General features: G+C 55.4%; 1 protein-coding gene. It reads left to right on the top strand.

The features are described 5' to 3' along the window. The first annotated feature begins 501 nt into the window (after nucleotides 1-501). Complete coding sequence (locus Poly59_RS06825; protein WP_146533376.1) at nucleotides 502-18,345, top strand: tandem-95 repeat protein; 17,844 nt, start codon at nucleotides 502-504, stop codon at nucleotides 18,343-18,345. Nucleotides 18,346-18,433 lie beyond the last annotated feature (88 nt).

Genomic DNA, 18,433 nt, shown 5'->3' with positions numbered 1-18,433 from the left:
TCGCAGGCTGTTCTTTGGCGTTTTCACAGCGATTGCAAGCAATCTTGGCAATCTGCGCCTCGTTGAGGCCCCAAGGCGGGAACTTTTGTCCCCTCTTTTCGTCCAAGTGCCACGCGGCAGTCTGCGAAAAGCGGAGATCATTGCCCCTCTTTTGGGGTTCGTTCAGGATCGGTCTCGTGCGATTGGCAGCATTGTCGCTACTATCGGCCGACTTTTCGGTGGTTTTTGACTGCTGTTTGGTAGGAAGCTAAAGGCAATGTTTGCGGGTTTTTGGCCCGCAACTATACTCGGCGACTGGGTTTCGGCTCGGGGGCAACGGTTGCGCTCCGACAGAAGCCCACCTATTCAAGCAGCGTTCTGATCACCGCTAAGCGATTGTCTGTGGAAACAGACGCCCCCATCGCTATCGGCTACTTAATTAACACTACCACCCATCGCGGTTGCCAATGACCGGACGAATTGTCCGGGACCTGCGGCGACATCCCATTGAAGGTTCGGTCTATGACCTCGCGGAAGCGTCCAAATACTTCGGCATCCAATACCGATGTTTCGCGTGCATCTGGTTTGTCTTCATCCTCCAGCGGTCGAGGATCGGACGCGAAAGCGTCGCGGACAAGCAAGACTCGTCTGACCCGAAAGAAACGGCGTCAGCACATTCTCGAAACACTTGAAAGTCGCCAGCTGCTTGCTGGGCCTCAGTTGATCGGGATCCAACCGAACGAGGGTGACTTGATTGTCGCTGGATCGATTCGGGATACCGCGCCGAATGTATTGACGTTCCGATTCGACGAGACTCAGTCGATCGATCCCACCACATTTGACGGCATCCGCGTCACTCGTGCAGGCGGCGACGGGTTGCTCGGCACGGCGGACGATGTGCAGATCAATCCGGGCTTGGTGACGCTGGGCGATAACGCGCCGAACGAGGTGGTCGTTCGGTTCGCTGATGCGCTTCCAAACGATAAATACAAAGCCGAAGTGTTTGGCTTCGATGACTCGGGCCTTGGCATCACCGCACTGCGCAACAGCGCCGGTGAAATCTTCCAAGCCGGATCAAGCGGTCAGCGCGTCAGCGTGACGAATTTTGAACTGCGACTCGGAGCGTTGATCGAATCGGTTGTGCCTCAACCGGTCGTACGATTGGCTGATGGATCGCTTGTCCAAAACCGTGATGAAGTCGTCGTGTACTTCAACGAAGATCCATTGTTTGTTGAAGACACAGGCGCGACGGGCGAAGTGCAGGTTGGCGCACAGCGAATCACCGTTACGGCAAACCTGACGGACCGCCAGTTCGACAATACCGAGATCCGCTTTCTGCCCAATGCCTCGGCGATCGGTGCGACAGCGACTTACGACAAGGCCGGTAAAACATTAACGGTCGTTTATCGAACCGGGTCGACCTTCAACACGGTCGCCACGGCGATCAACAATCTGGCAGAGTTCGATGCGGCGATTTCGGCGGGTAACCCCAACACCGTCTTCAACGTGAATTCGGCGACCTCGACTGGCTCACCGTTCCAGATCAAGGGAACTCCGAGTGAGCGATCGGCCGAGAATCCGCGTTTCTATCAACTGTTATTGACTCAAGATACGGTCAGCACGGTTGACGACACGATGTACTTTCCAACCGAAGTCATTTACGACCAAGCGACGCACACCGCGCGTTTGTTCTTCGCAACCGACATCAACGAATTGCCTGGCGTTCCGCTTGGTGGCGGCACGTTCCGATTGCGAGTCGGTACGGCCGTGGATCAGCGGAACGACCTGATCTTGGTTCCCGAAACGGTCGCTGTGGCACCATCGGTGCAAACAGACTTTGGGATCAATGGTTTAGCGGTCACATTCACCAACCGCGCCGTCGGCGAAGGCGCATCCGGACGAACAGTTCGCTTCATCAACTCTGGAACCGCGGGCCTTTCGGCGGCGCTCGACGGCGACGGAAATGTGGTCTTCAATTTGGGTGGCAGCACTTCGACGGTTGCCCAATTGCAATCGGTCGTCATTGCTACCCCAGCGGTCAATGCGGTCATCACGGTGTCGTCACGTTTGAACGGCACGTCGGGTGGCGGTTCATCGGTCATTCCCGCGCGAGTCGTCGGTGCTGCTCCGCTGACTTTGTCAGCAGTCGGGGACACGCTTGGCACGGCACTGGACGTGGGTGTATTTGGCCAAGATCAATTGACCAGCAAAGTGTTTGCTGAGTCGATCGATCCACAACCGTTCTTGATTGAACTAGCCGGTGGCAACGATGACCCTGGTCGATTGGAACTGCCCGAAGTTGCTGGCAACGGATTGATCCAATACATCAACAGCAGGTTTGGGAACAACGGTGCCGACGACACCGACGGCATTACCGAGATCTCGTACAATTTCAAAGGCGTGTTTGCGACAAGCGCAGGCGGTAACTCGTTCCTTAACCAAATCAACGAACGTCAAAAAGATCGTATCCGCGAAGCGCTTGGTTTGTGGTCGACTTCGATTGGCGTTCAGTTTCGCGAAACCGTAGATCAAGGGATCACATTCGCGCTTGGTGACATCTCGCGTTTGAACACGGTCCCCGGCACTCGATTGCAAAACTTCGGCGTGTTGAACGCTAACTTGCGGATCGACCCGACGTTTGTTGATTCGGCGATTGTGTTCAGCAATCAAACGGACTTCCAAACCGCCTACGGCGAGGATTTCTTGCGCAAGGCGACAGCCGGTATTGGATTGCTGTTGGGGCTTGAGCAAGCACCTGGTCTGACCAATCAAACGCTGATGTCGTTGTCGTCAACGTTCTTGAATGCGACGATCAACTCGCCGAACGAGAACACGCTAAAGGGAGACGAGCCATCGTTCCCTGGCAATTATGACATTCTGCACGGACAGTATCTGCACCGTCCCGACAGCGTCGACGTTGACTTGTATCGCTTCGTGATCGATTTGGGCGACGCCGACCGGGTCGGTACGTTGACGGCGGAAACATTCGCTGAACGATTGGAAGACTCTAGTTCGCTGGACACATCCCTTCAGCTCTTCAAAGAAGAAGCCGCATCGACGACCTCTGACTTTGGGCTCGGCAATTCGCTGTCCGTTCGTTTCGATGCAATGGCGCCGGGCAAGCTTGGCAACAACGTTTCGATCGAGTTCATTCGCAGTGATCGCGTCGGCGGTGACAGCGCGATTCGAATCACGCAGAAACGCGACTCCCTTGGCAATCCGATCAGCAACGGCATCGTCGTTGACATTCCGCGTGTAAACAGCACGACGACCACGGTACCTGTCAGTTCAATTGTCAACGCGATCAACAATGATGCGTTCGCCAGTGGTTTGGTACGCGCGACGTTGACGACTGGCGCCGCGACGACAAACGTCGGGGCGAGCAACGCGCCGATCCAACGCGCTCTGTTGAAGGGGGGCGGCATTGTTCAAATTAGCCGCAACGACGATTACTTCAGCGAAGATTCACGAATCATTGCCACGTTGGGCGCTGGCATTTACTACGTCGGCGTCGCGGCAAGCGGTAACGAAACTTACGACCCAACGATTCCGGCTAGTGGATATGGCGGGCTAACGCAGGGTAAGTATGAGTTGCAGTTGAAGTTCGAACAGCAAGTTGATGAAACCGAAGTCATTCGCGATTTGGATAATCCTCGCATCGGTGTGCCTGGTACACCGATTGACGGTGATGGTGATGGCACGCCCGGTGGAGCCAAGAATTTCTGGTTCCAAACTCGTCCCGAAAACCGTCAAATCAACTTTACGGCCAATGGCACAGGTATCTCGCCGGGGCAAACGATTCAGATCATTGGCGCGAACGGTGCCATTCGAACTTATGAATTTGTTGCCGACGGAGCGAGTCCGAAGCCGGGTAATGTTGCTGTTCCTTACAGCACCGGTTTGACCGGAGCTGAAACGCCATCGGGTTCATTGGCGACAGCGCTAGCCCAAGCAGTTCGCAGCCAGGTCGGCGCGACCGGCGTCCAAGTCAGTCAGATCAGCAGTCGATTGGAATTCACAGGCGAACGATCGATCGAGACTTCGGTTGATTTCCGCGGTGGAGACGTGCTGGGTCGTAATATCTTTGTCGACAAGTCGGCGGGACCCAATGCAGACGGCAGCCTCGACCATCCGTTCAATAACATAGCCAACTCGGCGGTTGCGAATGCCTTTGACGCTGCCCTTTCCGGCGACATCGTTCGGATCGTTGGCAACGGCGGACAAGACGGCAACATCGCGACCGAAGCGGACAACTTTAGCTATCAAGTCGGGGTCTCGCTGACGGGCGGATTGACGTTAGAAGACGGTCGTAACCTAGAAGTTCCGCAGGGCGTCACGACCATGATTGACGCCGGTGCAGTGATCAAACTGCGCAGTGCTCGAATTGGCGTCGGCAGCAGCAGTTTACTAGAAGACCGCAGCAACGGTGCCCTGCAAGTGCTAGGCACGCCACGTTTGGTTAACATCTCGCCGACCGGCGCAATCCCATCGTCATCATTGATTGGTGACGAGAACAATGTGTTGTCGAAGTACAGTGACGGCAGCGTTATCTTTACCAGCATCAGCGATGCGGATGCCGACTCATCAACCATCAGTGCCGGCCGTTCGCCGTCGCCTGGCGATTGGGGCGGTTTGGTTTTCCGTCGTGATTTGGACCTCAGTGAAGGTCGCGCTGATCTTGAAAACGAAGGCATCTTCCTGCAGTCGGTCAATCACGCGCAAATTCGTTATGGCGGTGGCAGTAACCTGTTGATCGACTCAATTCAACAGCTCGTCAACCCGATTCAAATATTCGAACTGCGTCCGACAATTACATTCAACGAGATCAGTTTTTCGGCAGACGCGGCGATCAGCGCTTCGCCAGACAGTTTCGAAGAAACCAGTTTCCAAGCGCCGAAGTTCCAGCAGGCTGGTGCGTTCACTGCCGACTACTCCCGAGTCGGGCCGTCGATCTACGACAATGTTTTGGTCGAGAACAGCATCAACGGTTTGTTTATCCGAGTCGTGACGACGCCGGGAACGCCGCCGCGTGAATTGACGCTTGCCGGGCGATTCGATGACACCGACGTCGTGCACTACTTCCCCGAAAACGTGGTTATCGCCGGTACGCCTGGTGGTTCGATTCAAGACGGCATTCAGCCGGACCTCGCTTCGACGGCTTTTGCAACATTGGCCGGTGGTTCGCTGGTTGCCGGAACGTACGATTACCGTTTAGTGTTCGTTGATGGTGGCGGTTTCGAATCGCTCGCTAGCGACCCCTCGGCTACTGTAACGGCGGCCGCCAATTCGTCGATTCAGTTGCTGAACTTGCAGCCGGTTCCGACAAATTCGGATTACGTGTCACGTCGGCTGTATCGCCTGGATCCATCCTCTGGCCAGTATCTACTGGTCGCAACACTCGACGCCAACGCTAGTACCTTCATTGACGATGGTTCGACTTCGCAAGGTGTGCTTGATCTGACTCGCGAAGGAATTCGCGGTCGCTTGGACGCGTCGTTGGTGATCGATCCCGGCACAGTGCTGAAGTTCCGTGGTTCGCGGCTTGAACTCGGACAAGGCGCCCAATTGTTGGCCGAAGGCACCACGGCCGCTCCAATCGTCTTTACCAGTTACGCTGATGATCGATTCGGCAGCGGCGGAACGTTCGATACCAACAACGACAACGGGTCGGCGAGCGGCGAAATTGTTGCCAACCGCGGTGACTGGTCGGGAATCTACGCCGCGCCTACGTCGTTTGTCAGTTTGGATCACGCGACCGTTGCCTACGGTGGTGGTGTCAGTTTGCTCGAAGGCGGTCAAAGCCGAGGCTTCGCTGCACTCGAATTGCAACAAGCTGATGCACGCATCACCAACGGTCGGTTCGAATTCAACGAAGACGGTCAAGATGGTGCCGGTCCGGTCGGTCGATTTGGTCGCCTAGGAATCACTCCTTCAACGATCTTTGTTCGCGATTCACAGCCGACCATTGTTGGCAATACGTTCGTCGACAATCGCGGTACCATCATCGACATCGACAGTGATTCGATGTCGGCCGAACGCTTGGTCGATTTGGGACGCCAAACGGGCGTGATCGAACGATTCGAATCGCTTGACGATAACTACGGTCCGCTGATTCGTTTGAACCGGTACGAAAACGTCCCCGCGACTGGCGTTGCGTCGCGTCAAATCACCGGTCTTGAAATTCGCGGTGGCGTGCTGTCGACCGAAAGTGTTTGGGACGATACTGACATCGTTCACTTGTTGTTCGATACGATCGAAGTCAATAACCTGCACTCGTCAGGTGGGTTGCGTTTGATCAGCCGTCCTGACGAAAGTCTTGTTGTCAAGTTGGATGGCGCTGGATCACCGTTCAGCGAATCGTCGGGGACGGGACTGTCAGCGACTGGTTCGCTTTCAAGTACGGCGGATCGTGTTGGCGGATCGATTCAAATCGTCGGTTTGCCTGGTTCGCCAGTTGTCTTGACCAGTTTTCTGGACGACACCGTCGGTGCCGGTTTGACCCCCGAGGGGCGTCAGTTCACTGACAACAACGGCGACAGCTTTGGATCGCGACCAGAAGGTAATAACTGGCGCAGCATTCTGCTGGATGAATACAGCAACGATCGCAACGTTGACTACATCCTAGAACAAACCATCACGTCGGAAACAGCACCTGGTCTGAATGGCACGGTCGCAAACGCGCAAGTGCTCGGCGCGATCGCGCCAAATGTTCTGTCAGGTGATGATCAACTGCGACTAGGTTTCGAAGTCGAAGGTTTCTTGCAAACTGACAACGACGTCGATACTTACAGCTTTACTGCCGAAGCAGGCACTCGAATTTGGGTCGACATCGACAAAACCAGTTTCACGCTGGATTCGGTCATCGAGATCTTGGACGCCAACGGCAATGTGCTCGCACGCAGCAATAACAGCTTCGACGAAGTCGCCGGCACGCCTCTGGAAGGTGTGTCGCCATTGGTTGCTGGAACGGTTGGGTCACTGCAAGGCGGTGCCGACGAGTTTACTGAATTTGGTGTCGGTGGACTGTACGAAGACTTTGGTTCAATGAACCCACGCGACGCTGGTTTGTCGTTGTCCCTGCCGGGCAACCGTGGAACTCGCAGCGTTTACTTCTTCCGTGTGCGCAGTGCGTCGGTTGATCCCGGTGATGTGACCGGTGGTATCACCAATGGCGGATATCGTTTCCAGGTTCGACTTCGCGAAGATCAGGAATTTGCTGGCAGCGTCGTTCGCTATGCCGATATCCGTTATGCCAACAATGGTATCCATGTTCGTGGTTTACCAGGCAGTTCGCCACTGTTGGGCGATGCACAAGAAGATGAGTCGGTCGATGGTTCGTTCTTTGGATTCGGTGGCGACACCGACAACGGTTCGATCGTTTCTAGCGACACGATCAACGGAAATCGGGCTCAATACATCGGTAACTTGCTTGTCAGCAAGGACAAGTCGCTAAGCGTGGGCGGTGCCCTTTCGACCGCCAATGATATCGACTTCTATCAAATCGACGTCAATAGTGCCGTTTCCTCTGGATTGCAAACCAGCACAATCTTTGACATCGATTACGCAGACGGCTTCAGCCGTCCGAACACAACGCTGTTGGTTTACTACGATTCCGATGGTGAAGACGGCATTTTGCCGGCTCAACTGATCTTCGTTGGCGAAGACAGTAATGTGCTTGATGATCAATCCAAACCTGTTGTCAGCAGTGCGATCGACTTGTTGACTCGCGGTTCGGTGTCAACGGGCGACCCACTGATCGGTCCAGTATCGTTGAGCGAAGGCACCTATTACGTAGGTGTGGTTGGCGATGGAGTGACAGCGGACGCGCTGGACGCGATCACCACACGTCGCGAACCGATCGAGTCGATTTTACGTTTGTTCGAAGATCACGTCGAAGAAATCGGCGGATCAACGGCCCTTGCGCCACGCAACGACACATCGTTGTTTGACCGCAATACGTTGAATCCGGGATGGACGGTGACGACGAATCGTGCGACTGATCCGGGGCACCAACGTACACAGACTTTCAACGGTTCGCGAAACAATGATCTGTATCCGGCCAGCGATCAATTCGAATTCGGTGGCAACAACGATACGTTCATTAATGCTCAATCGCTCGACACGTTCGCGCCACTTTGGAGTCTTCAAAACGACCCCAATATTGGTGACTCGTTCCAGAACACGTCACAACTGATTCCTCACACGACGGTATTCGGTTCGACCACGAATGAAGTGGTTGACATCTATCGGTTCGACGTCGCGGTCGATGGTTCGACGGTCATCTTGGACATTGATAATGGCGTCAATCCAAGCGTGCGCGATCCTGATACGTTGCCCGACGGTTTCCCAACGCAGGCGGATCCGAACAGCGTTGACTTGAAGTTGCAAGTGTTCGACATCACAGGCGCGCTCGTCTTCGGCGGGTTGAACCGGTTTAGTCAAGCAAGCGATGGAGCCTTCGGAAGCGAGCCTACTTTCTCGTTCGGAATCTTTAGTGAAGACCCGTACTTGGAACTGAACCTGGCAGCGGGGACCTACTTTGTCGCTGTTTCACCGGAAGACACAGCGTACGACGCGACAACAGGGCTCTTCTCGCTACCCGTTGCTGAGCGTCCGCGAACGGGATCCTATGAGCTGAACGTGTCGGTCGAGAACCACCCCAACAGTGGTGGCGATCCGGGCAACGAGTCGTACCATTTTGATCGCAGCGAGCCAGCTGGCACAATGACGAGCGTGCCATTCGACTTGGCCGGTTACGGTCCAAGCGACTTGCCGCGATTCTACTTCAACTATTTCTATTCCCCGGATGCCGGTGACACCGTTTCAGTACGGGTGACCAGTAACGAAAACCCATCCGGGACTGTGCTGACGGATGTTCCGCTGGTTGCAAATATCACCGGCAACTTTTGGCGACAAGGTGTTGCATCGTTGTCGGATTTTGCCGGACACACCAACATTCAGATCCAGTTCAATTACAACGTCGGTGGCGGGACCGGTACTTTTGCCGAAGGCTTGTTCTTGGACGACTTCATGATCGGGTTCGCCGAACGCGGCGAGCTGATCACGGGCGCCGCGCTGGGTGATGTCGGCGTGACTGGTTTCTCGACGACGCAAGCTGGCGAATACCAGTTAGAAGTTCGTCCGGGAACCGAGTATGGAACACCATCGGCCGGTGGATTCATTCTGAACTCGACATTTGACACGAACTCTCGTCAAGGCGAGGTCGCAACGATCGTTGCGCCGCATGCTTCGCAACTTGTTGATGGTAATACCTTCACGCTTAGCGATGGTGTCCGCAGTGTGAAATTCGAATTCGACCTCGATACCGCGGCGGGAATTACTCCCGGCAACATTCGTGTCCCTTACACGGCAACCAGCGAGCAGTCCGAAATTGCCGACGCGATCCGTTCGGCAATCAACCTTTCGGTGGTTCGTTCGACCATCCAAATTCAGGCATCGGATTCGACCGGTTCGGCCACCGGAGGTTTCAACGATAACCAAGTCGCGATCTCCGGCTTGGTGCTTGGTGACTTCATCGAACTGAGCGGGGCCGATGATTTGCCTGCGGCCGATCAGCCGCTTGATCCGGCTGGCGGAGATTTTCGTTTGCCAGTGATCTTTAACAAGGGAATTGGCGATTCGAACGTGATCCGGTCGCAGAGCCAAGTGATCGTTGATTCCAACAAAATCAGCAACGTGCGAGCGATCGGTATCTTTAGTGAACCAAGCGATCGCGGTGTGGATCCGGAAGATCGAACGGGAACGTTCCTAGACGCCAGTCCGGTTGGCACGACCAACCCGGGAGCGGTTCGCAACCTGCCAACTTTGAACAACGAAGTCGTCGGTGGACAAACACCGGGCATCGTGATTCGAAACAACACGATCGATCAAGCCGGCTTCGCTGGCATCAAAGTCGAAGGAGAAATTCGCCCTTGGGTGATCGACTCCAGCACGTTTGATCTCGGCGATGGCGACAACGTCTTCGGCGCGTTTTTGTTCGGTAACTCAATTTCAGACGGCCTATTGATGGTTGTCGACGCCGCTGACACGCGAGTGATCTTTGAGTTCGAAGACATTGGTGGCGACGCGACAACAGCCGGCGGTAGTGGTCAACTCGGTGGCAACGGATTTGCTGATGGACACGTGCCGATCTATATTCGTCACGATGGTGCGCCGTACAACGGACGCTCGGTTGCCCACACTCGTCAAGAAGTGATGTTGGCGATCTACGAAGCGATCAATAGCAGTATTTTGGTGACCAACGGGTTAAGTCCTTTGGTGAAGGCAACACTAGGGACTTCGCTTCGCGGGGCCGACTCGTCGCTCTTCGACGACTTTGGGTTCTTCAATAACTTCCTGTTGGCAACCGACGCGGCTGTCTACATCGAAGGCGTTACGAACATCGATTTCTCGTTTTCCCAGTTGAATCCGCCGCCGGTTCCAGCGTTGAATCCGTTCGATTTGACCGGGCTTGCCCCGATTCACGATGCACCGCAACCGGTCAGCCGAATCGTCAATAACACGATCTATGGTAATGACGGAACGGCCTCGCGATTTGGTGGTGATCCGACCGTCGAACCGAACGACGTTTTATTCCAGGCTGTCGATACTCGGATCGGATCGGGGCATACCGGTGCGTTCACTCGAACAGCAACCTTGGGCGATTCGCCCAGTGTCGCGTCGTTGACTGCGGACGTGGACATGTACCGCGTTGATTTGTTCGCAGGCGATCGCTTGACTGTCGATGTTGACACGGTCGCAGGCGGTCCTAACACTGTACTGCGTCTATTCGATTCCAGTGGTGTCGAGGTGGCGATCAGCACCAGTGACGCGGCGCCGGACTACCTGGACACCGCCGCTGCGGCCGCCGCCGATTCAGCGGTTGGACGAGCAGAAGATCCATTCTTGGACTTCACCACGCTTTACACCGGAACCTATTTTGTCGGTGTTTCGTCCGAAGGCAATTCGGTCTATGACGCGCTTTCAACATCGGGACGTGTTGCAGGCACCAGCCCAGCGGGCGACTACGACATTGCGATCAGCAACATTGCTCCGCGAACGTTCGTGATGTCGGTCGATAACGGCAGCAATACTCGTTTCCCCGGTGCCAACACCGGTACTCAAGCTGCCGATTTCTATGGAACGACCTTCACCGTTACGCAAATCGCTGACACGCAGCTAAGTGTTGCGGCGGGAGCGCCGACAAACCAGCGAACGTTTGAATTTACAAACGGCCAAGGCGGCCGAGTGCTTGCGAACGGAAACATTAACGTTCCATTGCAGGCAAACAATGAATTCCGAGTTTCGGACATCGTTCAGGCGATCGCTTACGCGATCAGCGGTGATGCCTTTACCTCGAGTGCAACTTTCCCAAATCCGCCCTTGCCAAACCATAGCTTTGCCAACGGGCCCGATGGGTTGTCGGGACCTCTCGGCCCCGTTTTGGCGACGGCACTTGGTGGAGCCGATGGTAGCAACACCGGATTGCGATTGTTCCCAACCACAAGTGACTTCACTCAGTTCGGTCACAACCGGACGGGGCAAGTCGGTTCGGTTGGCTTCGCAGGAACGTCGACGCTAGGTAGTGGCGTCTCGGAACTTTATGTCTTGGTCGAACGTGCTGCCAATATCACGATCAGCCCCGAAGCTGCCGCGGCCGGTCTGCGTTTGGATCCAGCAAATGGAGTAAATATCGATCAGTTGTTGCCTGAAACCGGCGTCCTATTGACCGGCGGCAGCAGCGGAACGGTCGTCAACAACGTCTTCTCGAATCTGCATCAGGGTGTGGTCGACGAGTACGCAACGCCGACCGGTTTCTTCGCAGTCAGCACTAGCAACCCCAATGTGCATCCGAAACAGGCCATCACGATCGTGACGGCCAACGTGTTCCAGCATATCGAAACTGCGAACAACGTTTTCCGTCAGCAAATGACTCAGCCTTTCGTCGCGAACGGCAATATCGGCATCACGCCTGGCCCGAGCAACGTGAATGGCGGCACGGATGACTTCAATATCACCCTTGGCAACGATGATGCGTTGTTCGTCAATCCCGAAGGCGGCAACTTCTTGCCGGCGTCGAACTCCGTGATCATCGACAGCTCGGTCAACTCACTGACCGAACGTGATCGTTTGGCCGGACTGCTCAGTTCGGTTGGCTTACCGATCAGCAACGTGCTGGCGCCGAACCGTGACATCAACGGGGTGTTGCGTGCGGACAATCCCGATGTGGCACCTCCCGGCGGTTTGGGAAGCCAAATCTTTAAGGATCGCGGTTCGAACGAACTCGCTGACTTTGTCGGGCCTGCGGCGATCATCAACGTGCCGATGGACAACGATGCCGGAGGCATCGATGTGGATCCGTCGACCGGTTTCTTGCGTCTGACCAGCGGTGTTTACCGCGAGTTCCGAATTCAACTTCGTGACACCGGGGATTCCTCCGATCCATTCAGCGGTTTGGGCATCGACGACGATACCGTGGTTGTTCCAGCAATCGCCGGTGTACGATCGTCGGGTGCAAACGTAACGGTATTCGAAGATGAGCGACTGTTGGTCGAAGGTCTTGATTACACGTTCAGTTACGACAGAACGCAAAACGTAATCACGCTGACACCGCTGGCTGGTATTTGGCAAAACGATCGTTCGTATCGCATCGCTTTGAACAACCAAGACCGCACTGTCTTGACCGCGCCGGATCCGAGCTTGGTTAAAGACGGCGATCAGTTGTTGATCACTGACACCAATGGCGGAACGTTGGCGTTCGAGTTTGAGTCGGGTTATGAATTGACCGTCCCTGAAACGATCACATTGATTGTTCCCGAAGTCGGCACCAATGCGGGTGGGCTTCGCGATGGGGACATCTTCCGCATCAATGACGGCGTCAATCCGGCAATCGTGTTTGAATTAGATAGTGATGGTGTGAAGTTGCCGGGCTCGGTGGCGATCACATTGCCGTCGGGGCAAACTCCGACCGATCCGGCACTGCTGGAAACGTTCCTAGAAGGCATCGCACAGAACATTCGAACGGCGATTGCAACCCAGACGGTTACGCAGGGCGGATCGCTTGATGTCGACGTTCGCGTGCTTGGTAAACGAGTAATCATCGGTGCCGAATCTGGTGCGACGGCGAGCACGACAGGAAGCGGTTTGATCCAAGCTGCTAGAACCTTGGCGCTGCGTGTTCCAGCGACGGGTGTTGGTCCATCAGGTATCCAAGATGGCAACCAGTTCTTTGTGAACAACGGCAACACGACCGTTGCATTCGAATTCGATACCAACGGTGCGACGACGAACCCGAGCGCGACGGTCATCGACGTCAACGGTCTGAGTGCCGCCGACGTTGCGATCGCCATGCGAGATGCGGTCAATGCATCTGCCTTGGGATTGACCAGTTCACTTGCTGGCGATGGATTGTCCGTCTACTTGAACCTGCCCGTGAATGGTTCAGCATCGGTCGTTGGTGGACTTCTTAGTGTTGTTGGCGTTAGTCGCACACCCGTCGACGGTGACACAATTGTGATCACGTCAGTCGACGGCTCCGCACCGTCGATTTTGGAACTCAACCGAACCGATGAACGTGATGTCAACGGTGATTTGATCAACGACATGGTTGGCTTGGATAATGTGCCGATCAATTTGAATCGCGCCACAACAGCCGATGAATTGGCGGGGCTGATTTCAAACGCAATCCGCACTCTTCCACCAATCACTGGTTTGCCGTTAAACGGTGTGGGGCCGATCACAGGCGGAGTGGTCACCATCGGGGGCGAAGAAGGACTGAGCGTTTCATTGACGGGACGTTCGTTGCAGTTGACGGGAGCACCGTCTGTGACGGGAGCGTCGACGATCGAAGTCTTCGGTCCACTGCTGCTAACCTTGCCACTTGATGGTGGTGGCAGCATCACGACGGGCAGTTCGTTGTTGTTGATTGACGACGCCGGAAACAATGTGATCTTCGAATTCAAGAACAACCTTGATACCACACCACCGCGTGCGAGCACGTCCGTTGTAGTTCCTTACGACGCGTTCAGCACAGTGGATATCGTCGCCAATAATTTGGTCACCGCGATCAACGGTGCAGGCGTCGGGATTACGGCGATCAATCGAGGTGTCGGGCAGATTTCACTTGGTCGAATCGCGTCCAATCGAGTCGACGCCAATGGCTTCACTGATCCGACGAACCCATTTGTTACGATTCCTGGGCTGAGCGGTTCGTCGCTTCGCCGCGGCATCGTTGGCGACGGCGAAACGGTTTCAATTCGTCAGGGTGCGACGCAAGTCACGTTTGAATTTGAAGCGGCGGTTGGTGGCGGTGGTACCGCAGCTGGCAATGTGCAAGTCGCTTTCCAAACGGGCAGTAGTGTCGGTGACGTCGCCATCAGTTTGGCTGCTGCGATCAACAACAATAAGGGATTGTTGCAGGTCAACGCGGTTGCCGAATTGGATGCGAACGGCAATCCGACCGGGCGTGTCAATTTGAACGATCAGCCGGGGACCGTGATCGACGTCAGTTCGGCGCCGACGTTGAATTTGATTGGTATTCCGGGCGGAGCAACGCCAGTGCGAATTTCGCCAGCGTTCAGTGCTGCGGAAGTGAAACAGGCGTTGATCAACGCGATCAACAGCGTCAACGTGGCTGGCCAAACCCCAGTCACAACATTGTCAGCCGAAAATCGTGGCGGCAACTCGCTGTTCGTTCTCGGTGGTGCTGCGTTTGACGGACCCATTTCGAACTACGCATTGCCTGCGATCGCCGACTTGGCGGGCAATCCGCTCGAGCCAAACCGTGGCGACCAAACGACTCAGTTCACAATCTTGATGCCAACGGTTGGACTGGACTATGGCGACGCGCCAGACCCGGTCGCGGGTGTGACGGGGCGTTACCCGACCAGCAATGCGAACAATGGCCCGCGGCACGTTGTCGATGACTCGCTGTTCTTAGGTCAGTTCATTGATGCCGACACCGATGGTTCGCCAAGTGTGGCAGCCGACGGTGACGACACCAAGATTTCTGGATTCAGCAGTGGTCTGTTGTTCGGTGTCACGGTGACCGGTGGCGAACTGGAAATCGTTGTGCAATCCGGTGCGGTCAATCCTTTGACTCGCGATGGTGACACGATCACGATTGATACCGGCGTGGCACGTGCGACGTTGGAATTTGATCTGAATGGTCGTTTCGACGAAGACAACTTTGCAATCTCGCCAGTCGATCCAACTTCGCCGACTTCGATAACCGCGGCGATCATCGCGGCAATCAATGAGAGCCCGCTGAGGCCAGCGTCGATTCGATCGACCAGTGCGACCGTTGTGGTCAGTGCGGACGATGAAGACGGCGTGGTGTTCACGAGCGATACCAACCCCGCCGGCGTCTTGAACCGTGGCGTGTCCATGCCGATTGACGTCAGTGTCACTGGTGCAGGGATTGTCGAGGCTTGGATCGACTTTAATGCCGACGGCGACTGGGATGATCCGGGCGAACAAGTCTTGCCGATGGTTGAGAACGCGACGACCCAAGCGCGTCGTGACGAACTGTGCCCCGCAAACTTGACGGGATCCGTTTCGAACATCTTCGCAGACACCGGCGAAGTCAACACGCGAACATTCTGTATCGTTGTGCCAGCGACTGCTCCGGTGCCGACGGGGCCAACCGAAACGTACGCTCGCTTCCGCGTGTCACGCGAAGGTGGCTTGACCCCAACTGGCTTGGCATTGTCAGGTGAAGTCGAAGATTACGCTTTGACTTTGTTGCCTGGATTGCCGCCGACGATTGCGTCCACTACTCGGTCGTTCACCGTCGATGAAGATCGTACCTTGCAAGCACTCGATGGCAGCGGTGCATTGACATCGGCTGCGAATGACAACGGTCTGCTGTCCGGTGTTATTGATGCCGACGGAGATGCTGTCGCGATCTTCCGTGACGACGTTGGTGTTCGAACTTTGTTGATGCCATCGGGAAGTCCAGCGGGCGAACTGAATTTGTTCAGCGACGGAACGTTCACATTCACACCTGTTGCTAATTTCAACGGCGTCGTGAATTTTTCGGCTCGAGTCAGTGACGTCGATCCATTGAATCCTGCAAATGAACTGGTGAGCTCGCATCCGATTTCGGTCACGATCACGGTCAATCCTGTTAACGATCCACCAGTGGCAACGTCCACCAATGTGATCGTTAGCCGGTCGATTCTTGAAGACGAAGTGCAAACGTTTGCCGCGGCCGACACGACCGTCAATGGCGTGTTCTTGCCTGGCTTGATTGCTTCGAATTATGTGTCGGGCCCTGCTAACGAGACCGGCCAGCCACTTGTGATCAACAGCGTGTCGAGCTCACGTGGATCGGGATTCACCACGCTTGGTGGTCGAGTTGTCATTGGCAACAACGGCCAGAGTGTGACTTACACGCCACCTGCGGATTACAACGGCACAACCGTTGATACGTTCAATTACTCGGTTGCCGATGTTCCGGGTGCGGGCCAGGTCAGCGAAGTTTCCAGCAAGCTTGGAACCGTGACGATTTCGTTCCAAGCGGTCAACGATGCACCACGAACTCAGCCCGACAATTACGTGGGTCAAGAAGACGTTGCTCTGTTGATTCCAATTCGGTCCAACGGCACGACCGCGGGAATTTTGGACAATGACACAGCCGGGCCGGATGACGAAGTCACCGCCGGCCAAACGGTGTCGTTGGTTGCCAGCCAATTCCCGATTGCAACTTCCAATGGTGGTATAGTCACCATGGAAGGCAGCAATCTTCGTTACGTTCCGCCGCGTTTGTTCAGCGGAATTGATAACTTCCAGTATTCGGTCGCGGACAACTTGGGTGCTGTCGCCACAGGTGCGGTTTCAATCAACGTTGGCGGTGTGAATAATAACCCGTCCTTCATCGGCATCAACGGTGACTCGGCGGTGACGTCGATCACTCGCGACGAGAGCAAAACGCAAACCGAGTCGGTCACCTATGACCTTACGACATGGTTCAGTGATCCTGAAAGTGATCCCTTGACCTTTGCGGTCACGACTAGCAACCCATTGGTTGTGTCAACGACGTTGACCGGCAACACGTTGGTCGTTGAGTTCCCACCGTTTAGCTTTGGAACGGCGACCTTGTCGGTCACAGCGACGGATACCAGCAACGCGGGTGTGACGGTTCAGATCCCCGTAACGGTCAACAACACGCCGGATCCACCAAGCGTGATCGGAACGCTTGATCCATTGTCAGGCACCGAAGACCAAGTCGTGATCGCTGATTTGGGAGGCGTCTTTGCTGACCCCGACAACGAGCAATTGACGTACGGAGTCGCTCGCCTTGGAAATATTGTCAATCCAACTGCGGCTCAGATCGCAGCTCACCCGTTGGTCCAGTCGATTGCCTTCCCCGGCAACGAGATGCGAATCACGTTGAAGCCTGATCAATTCGGATCGGTGGATATCGAGATCTCGGCAACCGATGGTTCGTTCCGCGTTAGCGATTCGTTCACCTTGAACGTGGCCGGCGTGCCGGATGCACCGATTGCGGTTAGCGACGGTTACAACGTGCCGATTGGTGGACGGTTGCAAATCGTCAATCCATCAGCCGGGTTGTTGCGAAATGATTCTGACTCCGATGGTGAAACCATCTTGATCGATATGAACAACGTGGTTGGACCGACCAAGGGCGCCTTGCAGTTGAACACCGACGGCACGTTCTCCTATGCCAGCCAAGAAGGCAGTGTGGGCGAAACGGATAGCTTTACCTATCGTGTTTCGGATTCGACAGGTCGTTTCAGCAACGTGGTCACGGTGACTTTGACGCTGAACCAATCGAGTTACCAGAACCCGCTGACTTCGCTATCGGAAGACGTTAACGCTGACGGTGTGATCTCGGCAATCGACGCACTTCGCGTGATCAACTTCCTAAGCCGCAGCTTGGACGGTGCTAGCTTTGTACCGGTCAGCTCGATCGGTGCTCCGCCACCGGATTACTACGACACCAATGGCGACGGCCGAGTTTCGGCTGCGGATGCGTTGAAGGTGATCAACCAGTTGAGCCGTATCAACAATTCGGCTGGCGAGTTGGTCGAAAGCGAGTTTGTACTGCCAAGTGGATCGGTCGCTGCCGCGGTCACGACCGGTTTTGCTTCGGCCAGTTCGACCGGCTTGGCGGGACGCCAGATCCAACTGGTCGATTCCACGCATGACGATCGTGAGATCGGTGGCCTAGATCCGCGTGACGCGGTCCTGGCGAGTGGGTTCGAAATTACTTCGTCTTCAGCCGAACAAGCGGTATTGGCGGTTCAATCGGAACCTACCACCACATCTGAGCCAGAAAGTGTCGACGAAGCGTTGGCGACGATGTGGGACGAATTTACCGTGGACGGATTCGACTTGGACTAACGTCCCGTGGATAAGAAGGCCGGGCACGACGCCCGGTCGCGTGGCCAATGGATGGGCCAAAAAAGAAACTTAATAGCTCAATTAATAA

The sequence above is a fragment of the Rubripirellula reticaptiva genome (assembly GCF_007860175.1).
Classification (GTDB): Bacteria; Planctomycetota; Planctomycetia; order Pirellulales; family Pirellulaceae; genus Rubripirellula; species Rubripirellula reticaptiva.
Note: the sequence above shows the minus strand (reverse complement) of the source record. Positions and strands in the feature narration are given on the sequence as shown.

Bases quoted from the DNA above. Each gene is read 5' to 3' on its own strand.
- Poly59_RS06825 (WP_146533376.1), top strand. From the start codon at position 502: ATGACCTCGCGGAAGCGTCCAAATACTTCGGCATCCAATACCGATGTT.